This window comes from Mesorhizobium sp. BHscii (assembly GCF_053848065.1).
The window spans coordinates 59,427-84,276 of record NZ_JBSPKW010000022.1; the positions used below are offsets into that span (position 1 = coordinate 59,427).

27 protein-coding genes are annotated in these 24,850 nt (G+C 62.9%); 15 read left to right on the top strand and 12 right to left on the bottom strand.

The genetic code is table 11. The features are described from left to right. Positions 1–45: 45 nt before the first annotated feature. The 5 genes from ACWTU7_RS25290 to ACWTU7_RS25310 all read left to right on the top strand — a co-directional run bounded on the left by ACWTU7_RS25290 (position 46) and on the right by ACWTU7_RS25310 (position 3,508). Positions 46–342, top strand: coding sequence for a 4a-hydroxytetrahydrobiopterin dehydratase (locus ACWTU7_RS25290; protein ID WP_455840755.1), 297 nt, complete (start codon positions 46–48; stop codon positions 340–342). 153 nt (positions 343–495) lie between these two features. After that, a complete protein-coding gene (locus ACWTU7_RS25295; RefSeq protein WP_095520051.1) occupies positions 496–858 on the top strand; it encodes a YkvA family protein in 363 nt (120 codons plus the stop codon). Between the two features lie 235 nt (positions 859–1,093). Then, the gene (locus ACWTU7_RS25300; protein ID WP_029349450.1) at positions 1,094–1,597 is read left to right on the top strand and encodes an invasion associated locus B family protein; all 504 of its coding nucleotides are present in this window, start codon (positions 1,094–1,096) and stop codon (positions 1,595–1,597) included. A gap of 199 nt (positions 1,598–1,796) precedes the next feature. Continuing rightward, positions 1,797–3,032: a 23S rRNA (adenine(2503)-C(2))-methyltransferase RlmN gene (gene rlmN, locus ACWTU7_RS25305; protein ID WP_455840754.1), complete on the top strand. Its 1,236-nt coding sequence runs from the start codon at positions 1,797–1,799 to the stop codon at positions 3,030–3,032. Beyond that, a complete protein-coding gene (locus ACWTU7_RS25310; protein WP_095520049.1) occupies positions 3,029–3,508 on the top strand; it encodes a hypothetical protein in 480 nt (159 codons plus the stop codon). The genes rlmN and ACWTU7_RS25310 overlap by 4 nt, the downstream gene beginning before the upstream one ends. Here the strand turns inward: ACWTU7_RS25310 and ACWTU7_RS25315 are convergent. Then, a complete protein-coding gene (locus ACWTU7_RS25315) occupies positions 3,480–4,121 on the bottom strand; it encodes a LysE family translocator (RefSeq protein ID WP_029349456.1) in 642 nt (213 codons plus the stop codon). The genes ACWTU7_RS25310 and ACWTU7_RS25315 overlap by 29 nt on opposite strands. Positions 4,122–4,299: 178 nt before the next feature. Here ACWTU7_RS25315 and ACWTU7_RS25320 point away from each other — a divergent pair, with 178 nt between their 5' ends. From ACWTU7_RS25320 to ACWTU7_RS25340, 5 genes are all read left to right on the top strand, one after another. Next, positions 4,300–5,523, top strand: a complete 1,224-nt coding sequence (locus ACWTU7_RS25320; protein ID WP_455840753.1) for an argininosuccinate synthase — start codon at positions 4,300–4,302, stop codon at positions 5,521–5,523. 113 nt (positions 5,524–5,636) lie between these two features. Further along, positions 5,637–6,281: a hypothetical protein gene (locus ACWTU7_RS25325; protein ID WP_455840752.1), complete on the top strand. Its 645-nt coding sequence runs from the start codon at positions 5,637–5,639 to the stop codon at positions 6,279–6,281. Positions 6,282–6,523: 242 nt separating this feature from the next. Further along, a complete protein-coding gene (locus ACWTU7_RS25330) occupies positions 6,524–6,907 on the top strand; it encodes a RidA family protein (RefSeq protein ID WP_455840751.1) in 384 nt (127 codons plus the stop codon). 269 nt (positions 6,908–7,176) lie between these two features. Next, positions 7,177–8,280 carry a 3-isopropylmalate dehydrogenase gene (leuB, locus tag ACWTU7_RS25335; RefSeq protein WP_455840750.1) on the top strand — a complete coding sequence of 368 codons (1,104 nt, stop codon included), beginning with the start codon at positions 7,177–7,179 and terminating at the stop codon, positions 8,278–8,280. A 7-nt stretch (positions 8,281–8,287) separates the two neighbouring features. Then, positions 8,288–8,662: a hypothetical protein gene (locus tag ACWTU7_RS25340; protein ID WP_455840749.1), complete on the top strand. Its 375-nt coding sequence runs from the start codon at positions 8,288–8,290 to the stop codon at positions 8,660–8,662. Here the strand turns inward: ACWTU7_RS25340 and ACWTU7_RS25345 are convergent. Together ACWTU7_RS25345 and ACWTU7_RS25350 are read right to left on the bottom strand one after the other, a co-directional pair. Continuing rightward, on the bottom strand, positions 8,659–9,369 hold the full coding sequence (locus ACWTU7_RS25345) for a DUF805 domain-containing protein (RefSeq protein WP_455840800.1): 711 nt from the start codon (positions 9,367–9,369) through the stop codon (positions 8,659–8,661). The two genes, ACWTU7_RS25340 and ACWTU7_RS25345, sit on opposite strands and share 4 nt — an antisense overlap. Positions 9,370–9,638: 269 nt before the next feature. Continuing rightward, positions 9,639–11,480: a DEAD/DEAH box helicase gene (locus ACWTU7_RS25350; RefSeq protein ID WP_455840748.1), complete on the bottom strand. Its 1,842-nt coding sequence runs from the start codon at positions 11,478–11,480 to the stop codon at positions 9,639–9,641. 436 nt (positions 11,481–11,916) lie between these two features. On the opposite strand from ACWTU7_RS25350, the gene ACWTU7_RS25355 reads away from it, so the two are divergent. Then, complete coding sequence (locus tag ACWTU7_RS25355; RefSeq protein ID WP_455840747.1) at positions 11,917–12,951, top strand: aspartate-semialdehyde dehydrogenase; 1,035 nt, start codon at positions 11,917–11,919, stop codon at positions 12,949–12,951. Between the two features lie 266 nt (positions 12,952–13,217). Here ACWTU7_RS25355 and ACWTU7_RS25360 read toward each other — a convergent pair whose 3' ends face one another. Continuing rightward, positions 13,218–13,625, bottom strand: a complete 408-nt coding sequence (locus ACWTU7_RS25360) for an ACT domain-containing protein (RefSeq protein WP_455840746.1) — start codon at positions 13,623–13,625, stop codon at positions 13,218–13,220. Between the two features lie 155 nt (positions 13,626–13,780). On the opposite strand from ACWTU7_RS25360, the gene ACWTU7_RS25365 reads away from it, so the two are divergent. The 3 genes from ACWTU7_RS25365 (at position 13,781) to ACWTU7_RS25375 (ending at position 15,645) form a co-directional block, all read left to right on the top strand. Beyond that, on the top strand, positions 13,781–14,686 hold the full coding sequence (locus ACWTU7_RS25365) for a bestrophin family protein (RefSeq protein ID WP_455840745.1): 906 nt from the start codon (positions 13,781–13,783) through the stop codon (positions 14,684–14,686). Between the two features lie 130 nt (positions 14,687–14,816). Further along, the gene (locus ACWTU7_RS25370; protein WP_455840799.1) at positions 14,817–15,227 is read left to right on the top strand and encodes a DoxX family protein; all 411 of its coding nucleotides are present in this window, start codon (positions 14,817–14,819) and stop codon (positions 15,225–15,227) included. 154 nt (positions 15,228–15,381) lie between these two features. Beyond that, complete coding sequence (locus ACWTU7_RS25375) at positions 15,382–15,645, top strand: YMGG-like glycine zipper-containing protein (protein ID WP_292193300.1); 264 nt, start codon at positions 15,382–15,384, stop codon at positions 15,643–15,645. Positions 15,646–15,723: 78 nt separating this feature from the next. Here the strand turns inward: ACWTU7_RS25375 and rpsP are convergent, their stop codons facing one another. The 7 genes from rpsP to ACWTU7_RS25410 all read right to left on the bottom strand — a co-directional run bounded on the left by rpsP (position 15,724) and on the right by ACWTU7_RS25410 (position 22,737). Further along, on the bottom strand, positions 15,724–16,125 hold the full coding sequence (rpsP, locus tag ACWTU7_RS25380) for a 30S ribosomal protein S16 (protein WP_455840744.1): 402 nt from the start codon (positions 16,123–16,125) through the stop codon (positions 15,724–15,726). An 89-nt stretch (positions 16,126–16,214) separates the two neighbouring features. Continuing rightward, positions 16,215–16,541: a chorismate mutase gene (locus tag ACWTU7_RS25385; RefSeq protein WP_455840743.1), complete on the bottom strand. Its 327-nt coding sequence runs from the start codon at positions 16,539–16,541 to the stop codon at positions 16,215–16,217. 7 nt (positions 16,542–16,548) lie between these two features. Beyond that, entirely contained in the window at positions 16,549–18,165 is a 1,617-nt protein-coding gene (ffh, locus tag ACWTU7_RS25390) for a signal recognition particle protein (protein WP_455840742.1), read from the bottom strand. 308 nt (positions 18,166–18,473) lie between these two features. Further along, a complete protein-coding gene (locus ACWTU7_RS25395; protein WP_455840741.1) occupies positions 18,474–19,439 on the bottom strand; it encodes a CPBP family intramembrane glutamic endopeptidase in 966 nt (321 codons plus the stop codon). A gap of 196 nt (positions 19,440–19,635) precedes the next feature. Beyond that, complete coding sequence (locus ACWTU7_RS25400; RefSeq protein ID WP_029349479.1) at positions 19,636–20,235, bottom strand: DUF1236 domain-containing protein; 600 nt, start codon at positions 20,233–20,235, stop codon at positions 19,636–19,638. A gap of 63 nt (positions 20,236–20,298) precedes the next feature. Beyond that, positions 20,299–21,390, bottom strand: a complete 1,092-nt coding sequence (locus ACWTU7_RS25405) for a zinc-binding metallopeptidase family protein (RefSeq protein WP_029349482.1) — start codon at positions 21,388–21,390, stop codon at positions 20,299–20,301. Positions 21,391–21,489: 99 nt separating this feature from the next. After that, positions 21,490–22,737 (bottom strand): flavin monoamine oxidase family protein, encoded by a 1,248-nt coding sequence (locus ACWTU7_RS25410; RefSeq protein ID WP_455840740.1) that lies wholly within the window; start codon positions 22,735–22,737, stop codon positions 21,490–21,492. A 265-nt stretch (positions 22,738–23,002) separates the two neighbouring features. On the opposite strand from ACWTU7_RS25410, the gene ACWTU7_RS25415 reads away from it, so the two are divergent. After that, positions 23,003–23,797: a lytic murein transglycosylase gene (locus ACWTU7_RS25415; protein ID WP_455840739.1), complete on the top strand. Its 795-nt coding sequence runs from the start codon at positions 23,003–23,005 to the stop codon at positions 23,795–23,797. A 115-nt stretch (positions 23,798–23,912) separates the two neighbouring features. Here ACWTU7_RS25415 and ACWTU7_RS25420 read toward each other — a convergent pair whose 3' ends face one another. Continuing rightward, positions 23,913–24,839, bottom strand: a complete 927-nt coding sequence (locus tag ACWTU7_RS25420) for a hypothetical protein (protein ID WP_455840738.1) — start codon at positions 24,837–24,839, stop codon at positions 23,913–23,915. Positions 24,840–24,850: the final 11 nt, after the last annotated feature.

Below are 24,850 nucleotides of genomic sequence, written 5' to 3' on the forward strand. Positions count from 1 at the left end.
GGCACTATGCTGAAGACTGCGAATCCAGATAGCACGGAAACGACCATGACGAGAGAGAAACTGGGCAAGGAGGCGGTCGCCGAGGCGCTGGCCGGGCTCGACGGCTGGTCGCTGGCCAGGGACGGCGGTTCGATCGCGCGCAGCTTCACCTTCAGGAATTTTTCCGAAGCCTTCGCCTTCATGACCCGCGTCGCCCTGGCGGCGGAGAAGATGGACCATCACCCCGACTGGTCGAACGTCTACAAGACCGTGAGCGTGACGCTGAACACCCATGATGCCGGCGGCCTCACGGCGCTCGATTTCGAACTGGCCAAGACGATGGACCGCTATTTCGACGGCTGAGCCAATGCACCAAGCCTGCCCCGGGGCTCGACCCCGAGTTGCGCAGCTAATGACATGCATGAAAGACAGCATCTTGCAGCCCGGTTCTGGTTTCACCACATTTCCATTCGCGGTCGCGCGTGGAGCCACGCGACGGCCGGCAAGGAGAGATTGATGGCGCAAAAATCCGGTTTTGATTTCTTTGGCTTTGGCGGCAAGGCGGGCGATGCGAGCGAAGTGCGCGAGAAATTCTGGCGCACGGCCAAGAGGGCTGCCCGGCAGATCCCGTTCATGGAAGAGCTGGTCGCCGCCTACTACTGCGCCATGGACAAGAACACGCCGCTGCGCGCCAAGGGCATCCTGGTGGCGGCGCTCGGGTATTTCGTGCTGCCGGCTGACGTCATCCCCGACTTCGTCTTCGGATTGGGCTTTACCGACGACATCGCGGTGCTGACCGCCGCAATCACCACCGTCAAAGCCCATATCACACCCGCGCATCGGCTCGCCGCCAAGCAGGCGATTGCCGACAACAGCTGAGCCGGCGATAAGGCAGAAAAGTCAAACTCTTGCCGCTTTCGTGGCATCCAAGTCGCGAAAGGGACGTTGCAACTGCCGCTTTTGGAGCGACGGGCGCAAGGATGGCGGCGGTTTCCTGGGTGGATCTCCTTTTCCTGAAGGGAAGTTCACCGTTTGGTAACCCAGATTAAATCAAAATGAAGCGACGGGCAGGACGCCGAGCCGGCCTGCTTCCGCACCATATATGGGAAAAGCGATGCGCGGATTGATTGCTACAATTTCGAGCCTGGTCCTGGTGGCCGTGACAGCGCCGGCTCTGGCGCAGTCGGCGACCAAGATCGGCCAGCACAATGCCTGGGGCACTTACAGCTACCAGGCGTCCGGCGGCAAGGTTTGCTACGTGTTGACCGTGCCGACCGACAAGCAGCCGCCGACGCTTGACCATGGCGACATGTTCTTCTTCGTCAGCCAGCGGCCGGGACAACAAGTGTCCTATGAACCGCAATTCATCGCCGGCTACAATTTCCAGGAAAACTCCAAGGCCACCGTCACCATCGACGGCAAGAGCTTTTCGATGTTCACCCGCGGCAAGTCGGCCTGGGTCGAGAATGCCGCCGAGGAGCCGGTGCTCATCGCCGCGATGAAGTCCGGCAGCGACATGAGGGTGCAGGCGAAATCCGGCCGCGGCAACACCACTACCTATGTTTTTTCGCTGAAAGGCATTTCGGCGGCGCTGTCGTCCATCGCCAGGTGCAAATAGCCATAGGCGAAGCAAAGTCTGAGTAAGGGCCGGGCGGCAAGCCCGGCTTTCTGCTCTTTAAAACGCCGTCGGCGGCCACATCGCGGCGGGCCTTGCGCCGCCGCCACCCATGACTCGGCCATCAACCTGTGCTATGCGCCGCGCTTCATTTCCAGCACGATGCTGTAATCGGCCGCAAATCGCTTATATTGGCGCAACAATGACCCTTTCATTCGACCTTACCACTGAGGGCGCCCGTGACGCGTTGCGCGCCCGCGCCACGCCTGCCGAAAAACCGTCGCTGATCGGCCTGACCCGGGCCGAGCTTGGCGCAGCCCTCGTTGCCTCAGGCATCGTGCCGGAGCGCCAGGCCAAAATGCGCGCCCAACAGCTCTGGCACTGGATGTATGTGCGTGGCGTCTCCGAATTTGCCAGCATGTTCAACATATCCAAGGATTTGCGCGCCGAGCTCGACAAGCATTTCACCATCGCCAGGCCGGAGATCGTCGAGGAGCAGATTTCCTCCGACGGGACGCGCAAATGGCTGTTTCGCTTTCCGCCGCGCGGCGCCGGCCGGCCGGTCGAAATCGAGACCGTCTACATTCCCGAAGAAGGCCGCGGCACGCTCTGCATCTCCTCGCAGGTCGGCTGCACGCTGACCTGCTCCTTCTGCCACACTGGCACGCAGAAGCTGGTGCGCAACCTGACGTCAGAGGAAATTCTCGCCCAGCTTTTGACCGCCCGCGACCGGCTCGGCGATTTCCCCGACCGCGACACGCCGGACGGCGCCATCGTGCCGGCCGAGGGTCGGAAAGTGTCCAACGTCGTGATGATGGGCATGGGCGAGCCGCTCTACAATTTCGAGGCGGTGAAGAAGGCGCTGCTGATCGCGTCCGACGGCAACGGGCTTTCCCTATCGAAAAGACGCATCACGCTGTCGACCTCCGGCGTCGTGCCGGAAATCTTGCGCACCGGCGAGGAGATCGGCGTCATGCTGGCGATCTCTCTGCACGCCACCAACGACGATCTGCGCGACCTTTTGGTGCCGATCAACAAAAAATATCCGTTGAAAGAGCTGATCGCCGCCTGCCGCGCCTATCCCGGCCTGTCGAACGCCCGCCGCATCACTTTCGAATATGTGATGCTGAAGGACGTCAACGATTCGATCGAGGACGCCAAGGGGCTAATCAGGCTGCTCAAGGGCATTCCCGCCAAGATCAATCTGATCCCGTTCAACCCGTGGCCAGGCACCAACTACCAGTGCTCGGATTGGGAGACGATCGAGAAATTCGCCGACTACATCAACAATGCCGGCTATGCTTCGCCGATCCGCACGCCGCGCGGCCGCGACATCCTCGCCGCTTGCGGCCAGCTCAAGTCGGAGTCCGAGCGCATGCGCAAGGTCGACCGGCTGGCGCTGGAAGCGATGATGATCGCGGGGCACGGCGAGGCGTGAACCGCCTTGTCGCCTATCTCATTCGCTTCGCCGTCATCCTGATCGGCTATGTCGTCGCCGCGCTGGCGGCCAGCGCCTTCCTCAACATCATGTTTCTGGCGTCGCTGGGACTGATGACGGACGAGACGCAACCGGCGGCGCAGGCCTCGCTATGGTTTTCCGTTCCCTTCGTCGCGCTGTTCGTCGCCTATTTCGCCTTCATGCCGGCGGCCATCGCCATCCTCGTCTCCGAGATCTTCGGCCGGCGCGACTGGCTGTTCTACGCGCTGGCGGGTGCGGTGGTCGCTGCGGTTTTCCTCGGCTTCGCCTACCAGACCGCCGATGCCAATTTCGAGATCACCGATCCGCGCGTCGTCGCTGCCGTGGTCGGCTGCGGCATGGTCGGCGGCATTTTCTACTGGCTGAGCGCCGGGCGCTGGGCCGGAAGCTGGCGCGAAATCGGAAACCCTATTTCGCCTGGGCGGTCAGGATCTTGAGCGCGAAGGCCGAAAACACCCCGGCGAACAGATAGTCGACGCCGCGCGTCACCCGCGGGCTGGCCTTCATCGCCGTCGAGAATTTCTCTGCCGCAAAGACCATCGGCGCTGTTACCGGGATCGACAAAACGACGAACATCGCGCCGAGGAAGAACAGCTTTCCGGGCGCGTTCGGATCATGGGCGGAGACGAACTGCGGAAGGAAGGTCATGAAGAACAGGATGATCTTCGGGTTGAGCAAATTGACGCCGAGCCCTGCCGCCCAGGCGCGGAACAGAGAAATCTCAGGCCCGCTCTTCTTCTCCGGCGAAAAGGCCGACCCCCTGGTGATCGCCTGCCAGGCCAAGAAGACGAGATAGCCGGCGCCGAAAATCTTGAGCGCAAGAAAGGCCCCCGGCGAGGCGACGATCAGCGCCGAGACGCCGACCACCACCAGCGTCGTGTGGATCAGCGTACCACACAGCGCGCCGGCCATCGAGGCAAAGCCGGCGGCGCGGCCCTGGCTCAGCGTGCGCGACACGAACAGCGTCATATCAGGCCCCGGCGTGATCGCCAGGATCACGGTGGCGATGGCGAACTGGATCAGCGTCGTGGTGTCGGGAATGAAGGACATGGGCGGGCCTTTGGAGGCGTAAGACGGCGAAGCCTATAGCGCAGGCAGGGTGCCTGCGCCAGCGACTGGCCCGCGCAATAGCTGATCCAGCGTGCCTGTCGCACCCTTCGTCCCTTGCACTAGCCGGAACCGGCGTGATACCTCGCCCGCCGAGAACTCCTGCCGCGGAACCGCCCAAATGTCAAAAGCAAAAGCCGTCAAGAAAGTCGTGCTCGCCTATTCCGGCGGCCTCGACACTTCCATCATCCTGAAATGGCTGCAGACCGAGCTCGGCGCCGAGGTCGTCACCTTCACCGCCGATCTCGGCCAGGGCGGCGAGCTGGAGCCGGCGCGGCGCAAAGCCGAGATGATGGGCATCAAGGACATCCGTATCATGGATGTCCGCGAGGAGTTCGTTTCCGACTTTGTATTCCCGATGTTCCGCGCCAATGCCGTCTATGAAGGCACCTATTTGCTCGGCACCTCGATCGCGCGGCCGCTGATCTCCAAGCACCTCGTCGAGATCGCCAAAGAAACCGGCGCCGATGCGATCGCCCACGGCGCCACCGGCAAGGGCAACGACCAGGTCCGCTTCGAGCTTTCGGCCTATGCGCTCAACCCCGACATCAAGGTCATCGCGCCATGGCGCGATTGGTCGTTCAAGTCGCGCACCGACCTGATCAACTTCGCCGAGCAGCACCAGATTCCGGTGCCGAAGGACAAGAAGGGCGACGCGCCGTTTTCGGTCGACGCCAACCTGCTGCACTCGTCCTCCGAAGGCAAAGTGCTGGAAGACCCGTGGAGCGAGCCGCCGGAATTCGTCCACCAGCGCACCATCTCGCCGATGGACGCGCCGGATAAGGTCACCGAGATCGAAATCGAATTCCTCCGTGGCGATCCGATCGCGCTCGACGGCAAAAAACTGTCACCGGCGACGATGCTGGCGGCGCTCAACGATCTCGGCCGCGACAACGGCATCGGCCGGCTCGACCTTGTCGAGAACCGTTTCGTCGGCATGAAATCGCGCGGCGTCTACGAGACCCCTGGCGGCACCATCCTGATATCAGCCCACCGGGCAATCGAATCGATCACGCTCGACCGGGGTGCTGCCCACCTCAAGGACGAGTTCATGCCGCGCTATGCCGAGCTGATCTACAACGGCTTCTGGTTCGCGCCCGAGCGCCTGATGCTGCAGGCGATGATCGACAAGAGCCAGGAAGATGTCGAAGGCACGGTGCGGCTGAAGCTCTACAAGGGCAACGTCATCGTCACCGGCCGCAAGTCGAAGAAGACGCTCTATTCCGACGCGCTGGTCACCTTCGAGGACGACCGTGGCGCCTACGACCAGAAGGACGCTGAAGGCTTCATCCGACTTAACGCGCTCAGGTTGCGGACGCTGGCGGCGCGTAATCGTAAAAGCTGACGTCTGAACAGCGCTCTACCGATCCGGTGAAAGCTGAAACGGTTCGAGAAATCCGGCGGAGACGCCAGGTTTTATTTGTCACTTCTAATATAACGGAAATTAAACCACCGCAAATGCTTTTGTTTGACCTTTTGGCGACTTCATCTAAGTTGTCGCTTGCTGTATGGGGGCTTTTCACAATGAAAAATGGTGTTTTTATTCTGCTTGCAACGGTCACCGCCTTGACTGTGTGCCAGTCGTCAGAGGCAGGCGAGAAACGCAACCCAAGCGCGAGCTTGGGCGGATGTGTCACCGCTGTCCACGCATGGAGCATCACGCTCAAGCACGATATCGCCTCTTTCATGGGCGTCTCGCAGGAGCGCATGCCGGCCCTGTTCTGCCAGCGCCTTGCCGAAGGGGTGCGCACCGGACGCATCAGCTACTCCGACATAAACAGCCTGCAGCTAGACCAACCGACCGAAATCTGGATGGTCATCAAGGGCAAGTCAAAGGCGGCTACGCAAGCCCCGGCGCCGCGGAACTCCAAGTTCCGTACCTGCAACCGTAATAACGGCACTTTCCAGATTCCCGCTTCCCGGAAATGTCCGTTGAGCGGCCACGCGCAGCTAGACCAACCGACCGAAATCGAAATGGTCAAGGGCAAGCCAAAGGCGGCTACCCCGGCGCCGTGGACGCTCAAGTTCCGTACCTGCAACGGTGTTGACGGCACCATCCAGGTTCCTATTTCCCAGAAATGCCCATTGAGAGCGCGTTATTGAGCTTGATGTGCCCAGGTGATCGGCCACTCTTGGAACCAGTTTCCTGCCCGCGTTGGCTGTCTGGCGAACTTGGCTGTCGCCAAAGCCAACGACTATGACCCGCCTCCTCGACTCCCGCGCTGATCGGGTGGGGCTGACGTTCCGACCTATAACGGTTTTGCACTGTCGATCCGCCCCGTCTGGCCCATGGCCGGAAGGCTCTTCTTCAGCTCAACATTGCCTAAGGAATGTGCGAGGGAACCATGCGAAAACTGATCTCCACCGGCTCGCCCTTCGAGAAGGCAGCCGGTTATTCGCGCGCCGTGGTCCAGGGCGACTGGTGTTTCGTTTCCGGAACGACCGGCTACGACTATGCGACCATGTCGATGCCGGAGACGGTCGAGGCGCAGACGCGCAATTGCCTGGCGACGATCGCCAACGCGTTGCAGGACGGCGGTTTCGAAATGGCCGATGTGGTGCGGGCGCATTACTACATCACCGACGCGGCTTTCGTCGACATCGTCTTTCCGATCCTCGGCGAAGCCTTTGGCGACATCAGGCCGGCTGCGACGATGATCGTCTGCCAGCTCAACAAGCCGGAAATGAAGATCGAGATCGAAGTGACGGCGCTCAAGCGCACGGCCTGAGCGTGGCGGCGGTGCAGAAGCTTGCGCGATGTCGGCTGGACAGCGCCCCACTGTCCGGCAAGACTGATGGGAGCACGAGGATCGCCAAGGTGCTCTGAACCAAAGCTTGCGCATAGCCCGCTTGGCGTTTAGCAAGACCGCGGCTCACGACAGCGCCGCGCGTCCTTTTGGACGCGCAAAGGACGCTGTAGAATTTTGGTTCTGCGCACGATCCTTTCCGAAATCGATTCCGATTTCGGGGTCATGCGCCACAGTTTAGGACGGTTCTGATGGCTTCGAAAAATCTTCTCCTGCTCGCCGGCGACGGCATCGGCCCCGAGGCGATGGCCGAGGTGAAGAAGCTGATCGTTGCCATGAACGACAAGCTCGGTAGCGGCTTCATCACCGATGAGGGGCTGGTCGGCGGCTGCGCCTACGACGCGCATGGCGCGGCGATTTCCGACGCCGACATGGCCAAGGCGATGGCTGCCGACGCGGTGCTGTTCGGCGCCGTCGGCGGGCCGAAATGGGACGCGGTGCCTTATGAAGTGCGCCCGGAAGCCGGACTGCTGCGGCTGCGCAAGGACATGGAACTGTTCGCCAATCTCAGGCCCGCCATTTGCTATCCGGCGCTGGCGGCGTCCTCCTCGCTCAAGCAGGATGTGGTCGAGGGTCTCGACATTCTGATCGTTCGCGAGCTCACCGGCGGCGTCTATTTCGGCGAGCCGAAGCAGATCATCGATCTCGGCAATGGCCAGAAGCGCGGCATCGACACGCAGGTCTACGACACGTTCGAGATCGAGCGCATTTCGGGCGTCGCCTTCGAGCTGGCGCGGACACGCCGCAACCATGTGACCTCGATGGAAAAGCGCAATGTGATGAAATCAGGCGTGTTGTGGAACGAGGTCGTGACCCAGACCCACAAGGCCAGATATGCCGACGTCAAGCTCGATCACATGTTGGCCGATGCCGGCGGCATGCAGCTGGTGCGCTGGCCCAAGCAGTTCGACGTCATCGTGACCGACAATCTGTTCGGCGACATGCTGTCCGACATCGCCGCCATGCTGACCGGCTCGATCGGCATGCTGCCGTCGGCGTCGCTCGGTGCCCCGGATGCCAGAACGAAAAAGCGCAAGGCGCTCTACGAGCCGGTGCACGGTTCGGCGCCCGACATATCAGGCAAGGGCATCGCCAACCCGATTGCCATGATCGCCTCCTTCGCCATGTGCATGCGCTATTCCTTCAGCATGGTCGCCGAAGCCGACCGCCTGGAAAGCGCTATCGCCGCCGTGCTCGACCAAGGCTTGCGCACCAGGGATATTCTTTCCCCTGGGATGACCGAGGTCGGCACCACTGAGATGGGCGATGCGATCATCGCCAAGTTCCTGGGTTGACAGGCATATGGGCGAGGTACGACGCGCCATCGAAAGGGATGTTCTTGGCGAGCACAAACGCCAGGCTGACTTTCGCGGCGATCGGCACCTCGCATCGCTGCTGCAGCTGGTTTGCGAACGATATTCCACCGAGCGAGGCAATCTCTATCTGATCGGCGGAATTTCTGAGCAGAGCGAGATGCTTCTCTCTATCTGGCTTTGGCCGGATGAGGTGGTCGACTGCGAAATTGCCTATGACGGATCGAAGTTTGAAATTGTTGCAACACGCGCCATCGCGGCCTACAAGGAAGCCCTTCGTGGTCGTGCTCTGAAAGACTTCCAGCTCGTCGAGCGAGTCGCTTTGAGCGAGCAGCCTTGGCAGACTAACTCAGGTCAGGACTAACTGGTCTTCACCCCCGCCGGCACCGGACCCCATTGGTTTTCACGGGCCCGCGTCGGGATCAGCGCGAAGACCAGGATGATCAGCCAGCCGATGGTCGGGATGAACACCACCAGAAAAAGCCAGCCGGTCAAGCCGATGTCGTGCAGGCGACGCACGTTCAATCCGATCCATGGCAGCGCTGTCGCCAGCAGGAAGATTCCGCAAAGGCCGACCGTCACCGCCGGCAATTCGTCAAGATTTCCCATCGCGTCGTCGATGAAGAGGCCGATGCCGACGACCACGATCAGCGCGATCGTCCAGAACAGGCAATAGCCCCAATACTCCTTGCGGTGGGCACGGCCAGCGAAGTTGAAGTAATTCTCAGTCAGGCCCCGCCAGAAATAATCCCACAATCCGGTAGCCGCGGCGGGACTGTTTTCAGCGGACCGGCCGAAATGTTGCGGCTGACGTGCACCCGGCGTATTGCCGGCATGAGCCGCGGCGGCGGTTGCGGCGGGCACAGCGGCGGGCGGACTGGCGGTCTCAGCGCGGATCGAAGAAACGTCGCGTGCGCGTCCGCCGACCGGCAAGAACTCGACGGCCGTGCCCCTGGCCATCGAAGCCTCTCGACCCAGATCCTCGCGCGCGAACGTGTAGCGGTTGCCGTCGGCTCCGGTGATGAAACCGAAGCCATGGTCCTCGTCGTAGTGAAGCACTTCGCCGCGCATGTCCTGCCCCTCGTCCCGCTGGCCAGACTGTTCAAAGTTGCGGCAGATCGCAAGGGGCGTGCGAAATGGGGAAGCAATCGCTTCAGACAAAAGATAGCGCCCCACTCGTGTTGGGAGACGACCAACCGTCGAAGTCTGCGCCGCGCAGCGCCCTTCTCCCCGTTTACGGGGAGAAGGTGCCGGCAGGCGGATGAGGGGCAGCGCAGACCTGAATCGAGCGAAAGACAGCCCCTTGCAGGCCATAACAAGCCAACGATGCCGGCACGTCGTTAAGCCGGCCGCTTCTTCGATTTCTTGTTCTTGGCGGGTCCGGTCTTTTCGAACTTCGCCTTTGCTGACTTCCCCGCCCAGGGCTTTGCCTCGAACGCGGCAGCGCGCTGATCGGCTGACGGTGTGCGCTTCTCGAATTTGGGCGCATTCTGGTCGAACGTCCGCTTGCCGCGGTGAGGCTTCTTGTCGGGTCGCGGTTCCTGATAGCCGGCCCGCGACAGGTCGGGCGTGCCGTCCAGCCGCTTCACCGCGATGTTGTTCTGCAGCTTGCGGTCGGGGCCGATCGCCTGGAGAAACCGGTCAGCCCAATCCGCCGCGATCTGCACGAAGGTTTCCTCAGGCTGCATCTTGATGGCACCGATCTCGCGCTTGCTGATCCCGCCGGTCCGGCACAGCATCGGGATCAGCCAGCGCGGCTCGGCATTCTGCCGGCGTCCCACCGACAGCGAGAACCAGACGCTGTCGCCGAAATCGTCGCGGCGGCTGGGCGCCTCGTCCCTGCGCGCAAACTTGTCGCCCGACGGCGTGAACGGCGCGACGTCAAGAAGATCCTCGGGCGCCGAGCGGTTGGAGCGGCACAAGCGCACGAACGCGGCGGCCACCTGTTCGGGGCCGTGCTGCTCGAGAAGCGCATTGATGAAGCCGCGCTCCTCTTCCTTCACCGGTTCGCTGAGGACCGGGTCGGCGAGGATGCGCTCGTCGTCGCGGCGCAGCACGTCGTCGGCCGAAGGCGGGCTTGCCCATGTCGCCGCAAGGCCGGCACTTTGCAGCAGCCGTTCGGTGCGCCTGCGGGCACTGTTGGGCACGATCAGCGCGCTGACACCTTTGCGTCCCGCCCGTCCCGTCCGCCCGCTTCGGTGCAGCAGCGTCTCCGGATTGGTCGGCAGGTCGGCATGGATCACCAGTTCGAGGTTGGGCAGGTCGATGCCGCGTGCCGCCACGTCGGTGGCGATGCAGACCTTGGCGCGGCCGTCGCGCATCGCCTGCAGCGCGTGGCTGCGCTCGTTCTGACTCAACTCGCCCGAAAGCGCCACGACGGAAAAGTTGCGGTTGTTGAAGCGCGCGGTCAGGTGATTGACGGCGGCGCGCGTGTTGCAGAACACCAGTGCGTTCTTCGCCTCGTAATAGCGCAGCACGTTGATGATGGCGTTTTCCCGATCGGGCTGAGCTACGCTCAGCGCCCGGTATTCGATGTCGAGATGCTGCTTCTCCTCGCCGGAGGCCGAGATGCGCACCGCATCGCGCTGGTAGCCTTTGGCCAGCGTGGCAATGGCGCGCGGCACGGTAGCCGAAAACATCAGCGTGCGGCGCTCGGCAGGGGCGGCGTCGAGGATGAATTCGAGATCCTCACGAAAGCCGAGATCGAGCATCTCGTCGGCCTCGTCGAGCACCACTGCCTTCAGTTCAGACATGTCGAGCGAATTGCGGGTGATGTGGTCGCGCAGCCGGCCGGGCGTGCCGACAACGATATGGGCGCCGCGCTCCAGCACGCGCCGTTCGGTGCGCATGTCCATGCCACCGACGCAGGACGCTATCGCTGCGCCGGTCGGTTCGTAGAGCCATTCGAGCTCGCGCGTCACCTGCAAAGCGAGCTCCCGCGTAGGCGCGATGGCCAGCGCCAGCGGTGCTGCGGCATGGGAAAAGCGCTCCGCGCCGTCGAGAAGAGTCGGCGCCAGAGCCAGCCCGAAGGCAACGGTCTTGCCAGAGCCGGTCTGCGCCGAAACCAGCGCATCGGCCTGCCCGAGCTCGAGAACCGCCTTCTGCACCGGCGTCAGCTCGACATAGCCGCGTTTTTCCAGCGCCTTTGCAAGCGCGGGGACAATAGCTTCGAAATTGGACATATGCTTCTTTCGGAATTCGGATTCTTTTATGCCCCGCAATGGGTCATCCGTCGGCGAGCGCCAGAAGCGCCACGAGCCAAACGATCCAATCGTTCGTACTTCGCGCCGCCGCCATTGTACAGGGCAAGCCGCCTCGCCGGGTCGCGATTGACTCTTTGCGCAAACCGCGTAAAAGCCGGCACCGAACGGGATAGTTTCGATGCGCGGCCTTTTGATGGCGCTTCTTGCATTCGACCTCCCCGGCCGCAATGCGAACCATTGGGCCGGGCGTGTCGGCACGTCTCCTCGTTCCAGCAAAACTACGGCTAAAACGACCACTAAAACGGTCTGATTCCCTTGGCCTAACCACCCTCTCCCGGGTCCGGCCCGGGGGTTGAAACCCGCATCGGTCGGCGGGTTTTCTCCAAAAACCGAGCGGAGAGGACAGGAGATTTCGATGAGTTTCAAGGTTGCAATCGTCGGCGCCACGGGCAATGTGGGCCGGGAAATGCTCAACATACTGGAAGAGCGCGGCTTTCCGGTGAGCGAGGTGGTGGCGCTGGCCTCGCGGCGCAGCCAGGGCACGGAAGTGTCGTTCGGCGACCGCACACTGAAGGTCAGGGCGCTCGACCAATTTGATTTTTCCGACACCGACATCTGCATTATGTCGGCCGGCGGCAACGTCTCGAAGGAATGGTCGCCGAAGATCGGCAAGCAGGGCTGCGTCGTCATCGATAATTCGTCGGCCTTCCGCTACGATCAGGACGTGCCGCTGATCGTGCCGGAGGTGAACCCGGACGCGATTTCGCTGTTCACGCGCAAGAACATCATCGCCAATCCGAACTGCTCGACGGCGCAACTGGTCGTGGCGCTAAAGCCGCTGCACGACTTCGCCACCATTAAACGCGTCGTCGTCGCCACCTACCAGTCGGTATCCGGCGCCGGCAAGGAAGGCATGGACGAATTGTTCACACAGACGCGGGCCGTGTTCGTCGCCGACCAGGTCGACGTCAAGAAATTCACCAAGCGCATTGCCTTCAACGTCATCCCGCATATCGACGTCTTCCTCGACGACGGCTTCACCAAGGAAGAGTGGAAGATGGTCGCCGAGACCAAGAAGATGCTCGATCCCAAGATCAAGCTGACGGCGACCTGCGTGCGCGTGCCGGTGTTCATTGGCCATTCGGAAGCCGTCAACATCGAGTTCGAAAAGCCGATCACCGCCGACGACGCGCGGGAAATTCTCCGGGATGCCCCCGGCTGCCAGGTTCTCGACAAGCGTGAGGACGGCGGCTACATCACGCCGCTGGACTCGGCCGGCGAAGATGCCACATTCATTTCGCGCATCCGCGAGGATTCGACCGTCGACAACGGCCTGTCGATGTGGATTGTCTCCGACAACCTGCGCAAGGGCGCGGCACTCAACGCGGTGCAGATCGCGGAGCTGCTGATCGAGCGCGGGCTGATCCAGCCGAAGAAAAAGGCGGCTTGATTCTCGCTCACGGGCCGTATCGCCGCTGCCGCGGCGGGTCCTCCGCGGGCGCCGGAAAGCCGGCGGCCCGGAGTCGCGGGCGCGGCCTTCGGCCATTAGCTTCCTTCTCCCCCTTCACGGGGGTGAGAAGTGGTCCGTGAAGCGGACGGAAAGCCAATGCTTGGCTTTCCGAACGAAGAACGCCCCTGGCGTAGCGAAGGGCCAGGATTCCGGCAGGGGGATGAGGGGCAGCACAGGCGTCTCAAGTAGGCAGCAAGGCGCCTGCGTCACAGCCGGCTCTCCTCCGCTAGCTTTTCCAGCAGCTCCATCGCCTCTTCCGCCCGGTCGGCGGGCACGAACAAATGGTCGTGGTAGAAGGCCGAGACCGGATTGACCCCCATGCCGGCGGCGGCCAGACGCGCGGTGATGGCGGCGAGGAAGCCGACCGCCTCCAGCGACGAATGGATGTTCAGCGTCACCATCCGGGAGCGGAAGACGGTCGCCAGGCCAGCGGCCTTGGCTTCCTCCTCTAGCGCGATCACCGTCGTGCCCTCGCGCTCGCGAAACAGCATCACCGTCTCGAGGCTGTCCGGCACGGGCGCATCGGGCGGCAGTGTGGCGAAGACATGGATGCCGGGACGCAATTCCGGCGTCATCGTTGCCAGCAGTTTCTTCAGATCGGTCTCGCCGGCCATCGATTGCTCCCGAATGCCTTGCGGATTTTCGATAACGTGCTTGGCCCCAGCCGGCAAGGCGACGCCGCCATGTCGCTGACGACTGGGCTTATGCGTGTATTGCATCGCACAATGGAACCGATCAGGATCATTGCCGGTCCGTGAAAGGGGTTTCGATGATCGTTCGCCCGCGCCCGGGATTCTTGCATCTGTTCTTCATCATGCGCGGCTCGGTGGTGCCGCGCATCCTGCCGCAGATCTTCGGCTTCGGTGTCTATGGCGCGCTGGTGGTGCTGGCGGTCGGGGCGCTGAAGCTCGACTTCGGCGATGCCGGCCCCGCGCCGTTTGCCTTACTCGGTGTGGCGCTGTCGATCTATCTCGGTTTCCGCAACAATGCCGCCTATGACCGCTGGTGGGAAGCGCGCAAGCTGTGGGGCCAGCTTGTCTTCGACATTCGCAATCTGGCGCGCGCCAGCACCGGGCTGATCGAGGATCGCATCGAACTGCGCGGGATGTTGATGGAGGCGATCGCCTTCTGCCATTTCCTGCGCGGCCTGCTTCGGCGGGTAGATGCCACGACCGAAGCACGCGCGTTCATCGGCGAAGAGGCCGAAAGTGCCGCCAAGCTGGCCAACCCGCCCGACGCCATGGTGCGGCGTATGGGCGAGCGAGCCGCCGCGCTATACAGGGCCGGGGCGATCGATGTCATGGGCTACCGCATCCTCGACGAGCGCCTGTCGGAAATCGCCGCAGCGCAAGCCGGCTGCGAGCGCATTATGGGGACACCGCTTCCGTTTGCCTACACGCTGCTCTTGCAGCGCACTGCCTATATCTTCTGCCTGCTGCTGCCGTTTGGGCTGGCATCGACTGCCGGCTGGGCGACGCCGCTGTTCACGGCGCTGATCGCCTACACCTTCTTCGGCCTCGACGCGCTTTCGGAAGAACTCGAGGACCCGTTCGGCACCGAGGCCAACGATCTCGCCCTCGACGGCCTGTGCCGCGTCTGTGAAATCTCGGTGTTCGAAGCGCTCGGCGAGCCGCCGCCGAAAATGATCCCTGCCGAAAAGTTCTATTTTTCCTAGGGTTTGTTCGGGCGCTCATCGCAGCACATGCGCTCAAAAGATCGTAGGCGTGTCGGATCGTCGTCTCACGCCGCGTCCTTGGTTCGACCCTGGCGTAGAGGGGCCAGCGCTTGAAACAACCGGAGGACCAATAACCATGTCTCAAACTGCATCCGTCACGCCGGGCGCGCTGTGGACCGGCCGAGGGCTCAGCGCCCTCATCGTGCTGTTCATGATCTTCGACGGCGTCATCAAGCTGCCGCCGCTCGATGTCGTCACCCAGACCATGGTGCAGCTCGGCTGGCCGGCCGATCCCAACGTCTCGCGCATGCTCGGCATCATCGGGCTGGTCTCGACCGCGCTCTATGCGGTGCCGCGCACCTCGGTGCTTGGCGCCATCCTGCTCACCGCCTATCTCGGTGGCGCCATCGCGACGCATATACGTATCGGCAGCCCGCTGTTTTCGCACACACTGTTCGGCGTCTATCTCGGCTTCATCTTGTGGGGCGGCCTTTTCCTGCGCAACCCCAGGGTGCGCGCGCTGATCCTGCTCAACCGATAGAGCCGACTTCAAAAGCCGTTCGATGGCGGTCGCGTCGCCGGAGAGAACCACGGTCTGCCGCCACCCTTCTTCTTTTGACTTTGGATCAAATCGCCCGTTTGCGAGTTAGAAGATGTGGCGGCGAGGACGGAAAACCCGGTTGAGAGGAACGACAATGAAGAAACTGGTAGTCCTGATGGTACTGGTAACCTCGCTCGCAGCCTGTTCCCGGACAGAACAGGGCGCGGCGGTCGGTGGACTAGGGGGCGCTGCTATCGGCGCTGCAGTGGCCGATGACGAAGTTGAAGGTGCGGTGGTCGGTGGTGCTGTCGGCGCCCTCGCCGGCGCACTGATCGGTCGTGCTACCGAACCCGGCCGGTGCCGCTATCGCGGTCGCGATGGGCGTGTCTACATCGCCCGCTGCCCTGAAGGCTATTGATCGGCCCGCGTCATAGTCGGACGAAACAGCAAAACGGCGGACAAAGGCGCCCGCCGTTTCGTAGGGCATAAAAGCAGATTATTCGGCGGTCGCGGCTTCCGCCTCGGCCGGCGCGGCTGCCGCGGCGGCAACAGCGGCGGCTGCATCGGCCTGCGCCTTCTTCAGAATTGCGGCGCGCTCCTGCGCCTTCTTGCCCGGTTCGGCCTTCTTCGGGTTGGAGCGGGCTTCACGCTTGGCAATGCCGGCCTCATCGAGGAAGCGCAGCACGCGGTCGGTCGGCTGGGCGCCGTGCGACAGCCAATGCTTGACTCGGTCGGCGTCGACCTTGACCCGCTCGCCGTCCTTGGGCAGCAGCGGGTTCCACGAGCCGAGTGACTCTATGAAACGGCCGTCGCGCGGCGAACGGGCGTCGGCGACGACGACGTGGTAATAGGGACGCTTCTTCGAGCCCGCACGGGCCAGTCGGATTTTCAGTGGCATTTTCTTTCTCCTAAAATTCTGATTTTCGTTGATCGGGGTTATGGCTGTCGTCTTTATGCATGTCGTTGTTGGGCGACATGCACTGGTCCTCAGCCGGTTTTCGTTACGCCGTTGGATGCGGCGATATGCTCGTGATGCCGAATCACTTCGCGGACGACGAAGTTCAGGAATTTCTCCGCGAAATCCGGGTCGAGATGCGCGTCCTTCGCCAGTTGGCGAAGGCGGGCGATCTGCTGCCGCTCGCGTGCCGGATCGGCCGGCGGCAGGCCATGCGACGCCTTCAGTTCGCCGACCGCCTTGGTGCAGCGGAAACGCTCGGCCAGCATGTGGATGAGCGCTGCGTCGATGTTGTCGATCGAGGCGCGGTAATCGACCAGCGCCGCACGAGCGTCGGCCATGTCCTTCTCTTCGTTCATGGCGCCCTCACTTCTTCTTGCCAAGGCCGGGAAGCCCGCCACCGCCCAAGCCAGGAAGCTTCATGCCGCCGGGCAGCCCAGGCAGGCCACCCCCACTGGGAAGGCCACCGGGCAGGCCCTTCATGCCGCCGAGACCGGCTGCCTGTGCCTGCTTCTGCAAGGCTTCGAGCTGCTTGGGGTCCATCTTGGACAGATCCGGCATGCCGCCGCCCATCATGCCGCCCGGGCCACCCATGCCTCCCATACCCCCTGGCATCATGCCGCCGAGGCCCATCTTCTGCGCCAGCCCGCCCATCATGCCGCGCATCAGGCCACCGCCTTTGCCCTTGCCGCCCATCGCCTTCATCATGTCGGCCATGCCGCGGTGCATCTTCAGGAGCTTGTTGATCTCGGCCGCATCGGTGCCGGAGCCGGCGGCGATGCGCTTCTTGCGCGAGTGCTTCAGAATCTCGGGGTTGGCGCGCTCGGCCTTGGTCATCGATGATATGATGGCGAGCTGGCGGCCGAACATCTTGTCGTCGAGACCGGCGGCGGCCATCTGGTCCTTCATCTTGCCCATGCCCGGCATCATCCCCATGATGCCCCCCATGCCGCCCATCTTCGACATCTGCTGAAGCTGGCCGGCAAGGTCGTTCAGGTCGAATTTGCCCGACTGCATCTTCTTGGCCATCGCCGCCGCCTGCTCGGCGTCGATGTTTTCGGCAGCCTTTTCGACGAGGCTGATGATGTCGCCCATGCCGAGGATGCGGTCGGCGATGCGCTTGGGATGGAATTCCTCCAGCCCGTCCATTTTCTCGCCGGTGCCGATCAGCTTGATCGGCTTGCCGGTGACGGCGCGCATGGAAAGAGCTGCACCACCACGGCCATCACCGTCCATGCGGGTCAGCACCAGCCCGGTGATGCCGACGCGCTCATCGAAGCTTTTCGCCAGATTGACGGCGTCCTGGCCGGTCAGCGAATCGGCGACCAAAAGGATTTCGTGCGGCGACGACACCTTCTTGATGTCGGCCATCTCGACCATCAGCGGCTCGTCGATATGGGTGCGGCCGGCGGTGTCGAGGATGACGACGTCATGGCCGCCGAGCTTTGCCGCCTGCACGGCGCGGCGGGCGATGTCGACCGGCGTCTGGCCCTCGACGATCGGCAGCGTGGCGACCTTGACCTGTTCGCCGAGCTGACGGAGCTGCTCCTGCGCGGCGGGACGCCGCGTGTCGAGCGAGGCCATCAGAACCTTCTTGTTCTGACGTTCGTTGAGGCGCTTGGCGATCTTGGCCGATGTCGTGGTCTTGCCGGAACCCTGCAGGCCGACCATCATGATGACGACCGGAGCCGGTGCATTGAGGTCGATGGCGACGCCCTCGGCGCCCAGCATCTCGACCAGCTCGTCATGGACGATCTTGACGACCATCTGCCCGGGCTTGATCGACTTCAGCACAGCGGCGCCGACGGCCTTCTCGCGTACCTTGTCGGTGAAGGAACGCACCACTTCCAGCGCAACGTCGGCCTCGAGCAGCGCACGGCGCACCTCGCGCAGCGCCGCGGAGACATCGGCCTCGGACAGAGCACCGCGGCCGGTGAGGCCGTTCAGGATCGAACCAAGGCGCTCTTGCAGCGATTCAAACATTCTTTTTCCTTTTCCCTGGCACCCGGATGATGCCCGAGAAGTAATGCGTTCGCGCCCAGTATCCAAGTAAAGCCCAAAGCCAAAAAGCACCCGGGGGCGCACAGCGCTGCCGGATGTTGGCCTCCAGGATCGATTTACAGCACGACACCTCAATGAGGCTTCGGCGTCCCGGTCGGCTTGCTCGGAGGGATACTCGTCGCGGAATTCGCGGCGTGTAGACAGGAAATCGGCCGCGGAGTCAAGGCGCGGGCCGAATACGCTGAACCGGGCCGGTTCGGTTTATGGCAGCACCACTGGCATGATGCGCGTCAGCTTGGGCCGCCGGGGTACGAAATATCCGGCTCGACCTTCAGCGGCGAGCGCTGATGCAGCAGCAGCAGAACAGTCAACAGGCTGCAGCCGATGCCGATCGCCGCGATGAGGACGGCATCAAGCGTCGTCCAGCCGGGGCCTTCGAGCGGCTTGGCGTTGAACAGGGCGAAGGAATTGTAGCTCTGCTGATGCGAAATCAGCAGGAAACCGGCGAGATTGTTGCCGAGATGAGCGCCGAAGGCCGCGCCGAGATTGCCGGTGGCGTAGACCACAAGCGTCAGGAGCAGCGCAAAAGCGGCGATCGAGGCCAGCACACAGGCGTTGATGGCGGCCGTCGAGCTTGGGCTCCAATGCATCGAAGTGAACAGAAGTCCTGGCAGCAGCGCCCAGATGAAGGGGTTTTGAAATCGGTTGGCCAAGCCCCTCAGGAGATAGCCGCGAAACAGCACCTCTTCGGACGAGGTCTGCAGCAAAGTCAGCGCAGCGATCGGGATCAGGAACAGCAGCCAAGACGACAGGCCGATTGCGCCGCGCGCAATCTCGGGCTGCAGGAGATAGAGCAGGATCTCGGAGAGCAGCGATGTGATCAACACCGCGGCCAATCCCCTAAGAAATCCCGAGCGCGAAACGCGGCGGCTGGTGCCGATCAGCGCCATCAGCGGCTCGCGATGGACCCAGCGCATGGCAGCCCACAGGCCGAGCCAGATCCCGGCAAAGGAGGCGAGCGCGGCGAGGATCCCGGCGGGCGAGGCCATGAAATTCTGCACCGCCCCTCCTTCCATCGGGGCACCGGACGATGCCTGCCAGATAACAAAAGCATAGGCGCCGCCGAACAGCACGGCGATGGTTGTCGCGACCCAGAACAGGACGACGATCGCCGTTCCGAGCAGGAGCCGCGGCAGGGTCGTCTTGGCGTTGGGAGTATGCCGGTAACGCTCGAAGGCGGCAGGGTCTGATATCACGAGGGTTCCTTGCCTGATGCATGGGGTCGCATGGTCTAGAGCATCGGACCCGAAAGTGGAACCGGTTTTGGGCAAATCCGACGCTCGAAAAAAAGGCTGGAGCGGCGGGCACGCCGCTCCAGCACGAAGCTCCGGTTAACGATAGCGGACAGAGGCGGCCGCAGTTGCCGGGCGGCCGCCTGGTTGGTTTATGATGTCAGCGCTCGACGTACATGATGCGTCGGGTGCCCGGATCGACCAGTGCCGGCTGACCATTCACATAGACATAGCGGTAGTCATAGTCCGGAATCTCGCGCAACTCGACGGTATCGGGCAAGGTCGCGCCCGTAACTACCTCGCCCTCGAGATAGACCGGGTCGACCCGGTTGGTCTCGATATAAGTGCGGACTTCGGCCGGCGGCCGTCTGATGGGCTCGATCGGCTCGCCGGCGACGATCGCTCCGGTATAGGTGTCGGGATAGTCGACGTCGGCCGGGGCTTCGACGATGGCAATGCCTGCGTCGGCAGGGCGTTCCGTCAGGACGACCTCGTTGCCACCGAAATCGGCCGTCACATAGTCGGAATAGATCCAGCCTTGGCCATTGGCCTCGGCTATGGTGCACCATTTGCTGTTTTGGATGCAGCCATCAAGCGTTGCCGACTGGCCGGCGGCGAGCACGCCGATGACCGGGTATTGCGGGCCGGGGCCGGCGCGCACGTTGAGATCGGCAACAGCCGAGACGGCGGTATCAGCCAAGGCTGTGCCCGACATGGCGACAAGCGCTCCGGCGACAGCAGGAAACAGTATGCGCTTCATGGTTTCGCTCCGTTTTGATGGTCCCTCACGAGGGAAAACGAAACCGGGCTTCATGCGTTCCGGCTAAAACGCCTCGGCCGGCTCACGTTTTGTTCCGGTTTCTTTCACTACAGTCAGCAGTTCATGGACGAAGGCCAGCTTCCGTGCGGTCACCTCCGAGATAACGAAGGGATAAAGGTCCGGCAGGCCCATACAGCGGTTGATCGAGTTGGACGCTTCCGACAGCACCAGCCAGCGGGCCAGGATCTTTTCGAACGGTTCGGGAACGGCGGCAGGTTCCGACGGCGCCGGTTGCAGCTCGCCGCCGGTGTCGCTGCGCGAAAGCTCGTTGGCCTCTACCGTTTCCAGTCGGCCGAGCGGGAAATTCAGCGCATGCACCATCTCCAGCGTATCGGTGATGTGCAGGTGGTGTGCCCATGTCTCGGCCCAGTCCTCCCAGGGATGAGACGTGGCATAGGCCGAAATGTGGTCCTGCTGCCAGTCGGGCGCAGCACCTTTGGCATGGTAGGCCTTCAGCGCCTGCTCGTAATCGATGCGGTCATCGCCGAACAACGCCCGGAAGGCGGCAAGCCGTTGCGGGTCGTCGCGGATCAGGCGGTCCCAGTAATAGTGGCCGAGCTCGTGGCGGAAATGACCGAGCAAAGTGCGGTAGTTCTCGCCCATCTCGACGCGCCTTCTTTCGCGCTCGGCCGAGTCCGCCTCGGCGACATTGAGTGTGATCAAGCCGTTGTCATGGCCGGTCAGGATGCGCGCGCCCCCTGGGCCGCCGATCGGATCGGCGAGGAAGTCGAAGGCGAGGCCGGCCTCGTCGCCGGCGTTCCGCTTGGGCACGACCGGCAGTCCGGCGGCTAGCAGCGAATAGATTGCCCGCTTCTTAGCCGCTTCGACGCGGATCCAGCGACGGCGGTTGCCATCGACCGAAAGGTCCGGGATCAGCTGGTTCAGCTCGCAGGCGCGGCAGAAGGCATGGCCGGGTTCCGCCATCCAGTTGCAGGCGCACTCGTCTGCATTGGTGCACTGGAAAACGCCGCCGGCGCCTAACAACACGAAGCGCGCATGCCCGGGATCGTAGAGCACGGGGCTGGCGCAGTTCAGGCACTGGGCGTTCTCGAAATAGAGGCGGTGGCCGCAATGCGGGCAAGCGAAGAGCTTCATCCCAATCTCAAATCATCAGGTCTCAATCATCAGGTCCGGATATAGTGCGGAGCCGCATATCGCCCAAACGCCTGTCGGCGGCCGGCGTTCCTGCTAATGCTATTTTGCCGCAAGCTGGGCGACGACCGTTCTCGCCACCGCCTCGCCCGACAGCCTGGCGCCGCCGCAGGTCTGCATCTGCGGACCGGCCAGATGCTCGCCGGCGAAGAAGATTTTTTCCGCCACCGGCTGCATCAGCGTTGCGCGCGCCTGCGAACGGCCGGGGCGGGCCGCCGCATAAGCGCCGCGCACGAACCGCTCGCCGCCCCAATTGGTCATCATGGCGCGCCCGACATGTTTCCGCACGTCGCCGCCGAATATGGCGCACAGCCGGTCGACGACAAAGTCGACGCCTGCCGCCTCGCCCGCCGCCGACATCTCCCAGGCGAAGTCGCCGCCGACGAAGCCGACCATGAGGTCGAGGTCGAAGGGAAAGCAAAGGAAGTAGATGTCGTGCCTGGCCAGCCGCTCGATCAGCAGGTCGTCGAAGGGCGCCAGCCCGAGCCTTGTGCCCCTGATTTCGACCGGCAGCTTGGTCAGCATGCCCATCGGCAGGTCGAAGAAGGCAGCGAAATGTGTGTCGGGCAGCGCCGGCGAGAATTCGATCTCCTCGAAGGCGAGCACCGCCGGCGAGGCGGTGACGATGGCCGCCTTGGCGCGGATGGTGCCGCGATCGGTGACGCAGGCGACGCCAGGCACGTCCCAGAGGATTTTCCGCACCGGCGTCGACAGCTCGACGGGGACGTCGGCGCCGAAACGGGCGACCAGTGCGCCGAACCCCTCCTTGGTGAAATAGTTCGGATCGAGATCGGCGGCGGCCTGAAAGTCGCGAATCGATATCTCGTCCTCGTCGGCGCCGAAGTCCATCGGCCCGGCAAAGGTGGCCGCGGCGCGCGGCGCATGGCCTTTGGCGAGCAACGCCGAAAGACGGTCGTCGTCGCCAACCTTGACCTCATGCGCCGCCAGAAGCTCGAACAGCCTGATATCGGCCGCCTTCATTGCGGCCTCTTCGTCCTCGTTCGCCTTTCGGTTGCGATAATAGAGATGATCGATATTCATGTCGTGATGGTGAAGCGTCCAGCGGGCGGCTTGCGCCTCCGGAAAATAGGGATTGCGGTCAGCCGCGTGCAGCCAGGCGCAGCCGATATCGAAAGGAATGCCGAAATGCTGATCGCTGGTCCAGGCGCGGCCGCCGATACGGTTCATCGCTTCGAACAGCTTGAAGGAAAGGCCGGCCGAACGCAGGGTCTTGGCTGCGGAAAGTCCCGCCGAACCGGCGCCGATGACCACGACGTCAACGTCTTCCATGAATATTTTAGCCCCCGCCATAATAATTACTTGATCGTAAGCAAGTTCTCCGGCATTCGCCAGCGCTGCGGCGAGGATGCGTAAACGAGTTCTTAGCGCGGCGGCTCGAAAATCGGTTCCGATTCTCGGAAAGGACGATGCGCAGATTGTAAAGTGCTGGAGCGTACTGCGTCCAAGTGGGCGCACGTCACTCCAACAGTGACAAGCGGGCGTTTCGCTGGCAAATTCGTATTCGGGACAAGATCCAGGCAACCAGGAGAGCAACATGGCATTTTTTGCCAAGGGAAAGATTTTCGCGGCGGCGGCATCGATGATGCTTGCGGCGGCAACAGGCGCACAGGCCGCCCAATGCGGCAATACGGGCGCGGGCTTCGAAGCTTGGAAGGCAGAGTTTGCGCAGGAAGCAAAGGCCAGCGGTGTAGGCTCGAAGGGTCTGGCCGCTCTGGCTCGCGCGACCTACGCAACAAAGACGATCGGCGTCGACCGCGCCATCCATAAGGCTTTCAGCGGCTCGGTGGAAAATTTCATGAAGCGCCGTGGCGCGTCCACCATCATTTCCAAGGGCCGTTCGCTGAAGAAGTCGAACGCGGCGCTGTTCGGCAAGATCGAACGGACCTATGGCGTGTCGCCGGGTGTGTTGCTCGCCATCTGGGGTATGGAAACGGGCTTCGGTTCCTACTTGGGCAAGCAGAATACGGTCTCCGCCATTTTAACGCTTGCCTATGATTGCCGCCGCCCGGAGTTCTTCTACCCGCATGCTGTTGCAGCCCTGAAGCTGGTTGATAGCGGCGCTTTGAGCGCCTCGTCGGTCGGTGCCGCGCATGGCGAGATCGGCCACACGCAGTTCCTGCCGGGGAACGTTTTGACATATGGAGTTGGCAACAAAAATCTGCGCGACAAGGCCACTGCGTTGGCTTCCACCGCCAACTTCCTCAGAGGTCATGGTTGGCGGGCCGGCGCGAGCGCGCAGGCGAATATGGGCGCAATTGCTGGCTGGAATTCCGCGAGCGTCTATCAACAGGCCATCGCCCGCATGGCCACGGCGATCGATGCGGATTGATAGAAATCTCTGTTCGACGGAAAGCCCGGCCATGCGCCGGGCTTTTTTGTTGATGCTCCAAGGGTACGACAGCCGCCGCTCGGCCCCGCCGGGAACGAAGGCGCGAAGCAAGACGCTAATTCGGCGAGCCGAGCGCCTTGTCCATCGCTTCCCTGACCTCGGCGGGCCACGTGCTCACAGCTGGCCACGCGTCCGGCTCGGGCTTGTCGCCCCGGCGGGCGAAATAGAGCTTGTGGTTGGCCGGATCGACCGCCATGAAGCCGTCATTGCCGCCGCAATCGTGCGGCACGCAGCCGCTGGCATAGAAGGCGCCCGAAGCGGTTTTCTCGGTGCCGCCGCCGACCAGCAGGCTGGTCGCCATCTCGGGCATCTCCTTGCCGAGCAGCGTCTCGGCCAGCCTGTAGACGGCCTCGTTGTGGAAAGCGTCGACGACGTTGTCGTATTTCGACGGATCGACGTCTTTCCAGTCAGTGCCGGGCTCCGGCATATAGGTGAGATTGCCGGCAGTCGTCAGCCCGTCCGTCGGCGACCATTGCAGCGCCGGCTTGGAAACGCCCGGCAGCAGGTAGGGCACGAAATAGATCGCGCTGTCGGAGATCGCAGCCGGCGGTGCGCCGCATTCATCCTGCTCGACCGTGATGCTCTGGATGGTGCCGCCTTCTGGCTTCCAGACGATCACCTTGGCCGGGCCGCACTGGTTGCCGCCATCGCCGACATCGACCAGCGCGACGTTGACCCCGCCGACCTTGACGATCTTGTCGAAGGACACCTCGTAATTGCTGGCCAGCTGCTTGCCGTCATAGGCCAGCACCTTCTCGCCATACTCTTCCTGCTGGGAGATGGTCAGCTGCCCACTCTCGAACGGGACCGGTGCTTGGCTGTCATCGTCTGCTAGGGCCGCATTGCTCGACGCGCCCAGGTCGGCGGCCCCGGACGCATCGTCAGCCGGCACGAGCACCATGTCGGTCTGTGCATGCGCGCCAGCCACCGGCATCAGAATCCACGCCAGCGCGCAGGCGCCGGCAAGAAGCGAACGTGTCATGACTGTCCCTC

What these genes read in the sequence shown, in the direction of transcription:
- ACWTU7_RS25385 (WP_455840743.1), bottom strand. Translation starts at nt 16,541, where the DNA reads ATGAACGAAGAGAAGGACATGGCCGACGCTCGTGCGGCGCTGGTCGAT.
- ACWTU7_RS25295 (WP_095520051.1), top strand. Translation starts at nt 496, where the DNA reads ATGGCGCAAAAATCCGGTTTTGATTTCTTTGGCTTTGGCGGCAAGGCG.
- ACWTU7_RS25300 (WP_029349450.1), top strand. Translation starts at nt 1,094, where the DNA reads ATGCGCGGATTGATTGCTACAATTTCGAGCCTGGTCCTGGTGGCCGTG.
- ACWTU7_RS25415 (WP_455840739.1), top strand. Translation starts at nt 23,003, where the DNA reads ATGGCATTTTTTGCCAAGGGAAAGATTTTCGCGGCGGCGGCATCGATG.
- ACWTU7_RS25405 (WP_029349482.1), bottom strand. Translation starts at nt 21,390, where the DNA reads ATGAAGCTCTTCGCTTGCCCGCATTGCGGCCACCGCCTCTATTTCGAG.
- ACWTU7_RS25290 (WP_455840755.1), top strand. Translation starts at nt 46, where the DNA reads ATGACGAGAGAGAAACTGGGCAAGGAGGCGGTCGCCGAGGCGCTGGCC.
- ACWTU7_RS25420 (WP_455840738.1), bottom strand. Translation starts at nt 24,839, where the DNA reads ATGACACGTTCGCTTCTTGCCGGCGCCTGCGCGCTGGCGTGGATTCTG.
- ACWTU7_RS25355 (WP_455840747.1), top strand. Translation starts at nt 11,917, where the DNA reads ATGAGTTTCAAGGTTGCAATCGTCGGCGCCACGGGCAATGTGGGCCGG.
- ACWTU7_RS25340 (WP_455840749.1), top strand. Translation starts at nt 8,288, where the DNA reads ATGGGCGAGGTACGACGCGCCATCGAAAGGGATGTTCTTGGCGAGCAC.
- ACWTU7_RS25365 (WP_455840745.1), top strand. Translation starts at nt 13,781, where the DNA reads ATGATCGTTCGCCCGCGCCCGGGATTCTTGCATCTGTTCTTCATCATG.
- leuB (WP_455840750.1), top strand. Translation starts at nt 7,177, where the DNA reads ATGGCTTCGAAAAATCTTCTCCTGCTCGCCGGCGACGGCATCGGCCCC.
- ACWTU7_RS25410 (WP_455840740.1), bottom strand. Translation starts at nt 22,737, where the DNA reads ATGGAAGACGTTGACGTCGTGGTCATCGGCGCCGGTTCGGCGGGACTT.
- rpsP (WP_455840744.1), bottom strand. Translation starts at nt 16,125, where the DNA reads ATGCCACTGAAAATCCGACTGGCCCGTGCGGGCTCGAAGAAGCGTCCC.
- ACWTU7_RS25315 (WP_029349456.1), bottom strand. Translation starts at nt 4,121, where the DNA reads ATGTCCTTCATTCCCGACACCACGACGCTGATCCAGTTCGCCATCGCC.
- ffh (WP_455840742.1), bottom strand. Translation starts at nt 18,165, where the DNA reads ATGTTTGAATCGCTGCAAGAGCGCCTTGGTTCGATCCTGAACGGCCTC.
- ACWTU7_RS25350 (WP_455840748.1), bottom strand. Translation starts at nt 11,480, where the DNA reads ATGTCCAATTTCGAAGCTATTGTCCCCGCGCTTGCAAAGGCGCTGGAA.
- ACWTU7_RS25360 (WP_455840746.1), bottom strand. Translation starts at nt 13,625, where the DNA reads ATGGCCGGCGAGACCGATCTGAAGAAACTGCTGGCAACGATGACGCCG.
- ACWTU7_RS25330 (WP_455840751.1), top strand. Translation starts at nt 6,524, where the DNA reads ATGCGAAAACTGATCTCCACCGGCTCGCCCTTCGAGAAGGCAGCCGGT.
- ACWTU7_RS25345 (WP_455840800.1), bottom strand. Translation starts at nt 9,369, where the DNA reads ATGCGCGGCGAAGTGCTTCACTACGACGAGGACCATGGCTTCGGTTTC.
- ACWTU7_RS25325 (WP_455840752.1), top strand. Translation starts at nt 5,637, where the DNA reads ATGCTTTTGTTTGACCTTTTGGCGACTTCATCTAAGTTGTCGCTTGCT.
- ACWTU7_RS25375 (WP_292193300.1), top strand. Translation starts at nt 15,382, where the DNA reads ATGAAGAAACTGGTAGTCCTGATGGTACTGGTAACCTCGCTCGCAGCC.
- ACWTU7_RS25400 (WP_029349479.1), bottom strand. Translation starts at nt 20,235, where the DNA reads ATGAAGCGCATACTGTTTCCTGCTGTCGCCGGAGCGCTTGTCGCCATG.
- rlmN (WP_455840754.1), top strand. Translation starts at nt 1,797, where the DNA reads ATGACCCTTTCATTCGACCTTACCACTGAGGGCGCCCGTGACGCGTTG.
- ACWTU7_RS25320 (WP_455840753.1), top strand. Translation starts at nt 4,300, where the DNA reads ATGTCAAAAGCAAAAGCCGTCAAGAAAGTCGTGCTCGCCTATTCCGGC.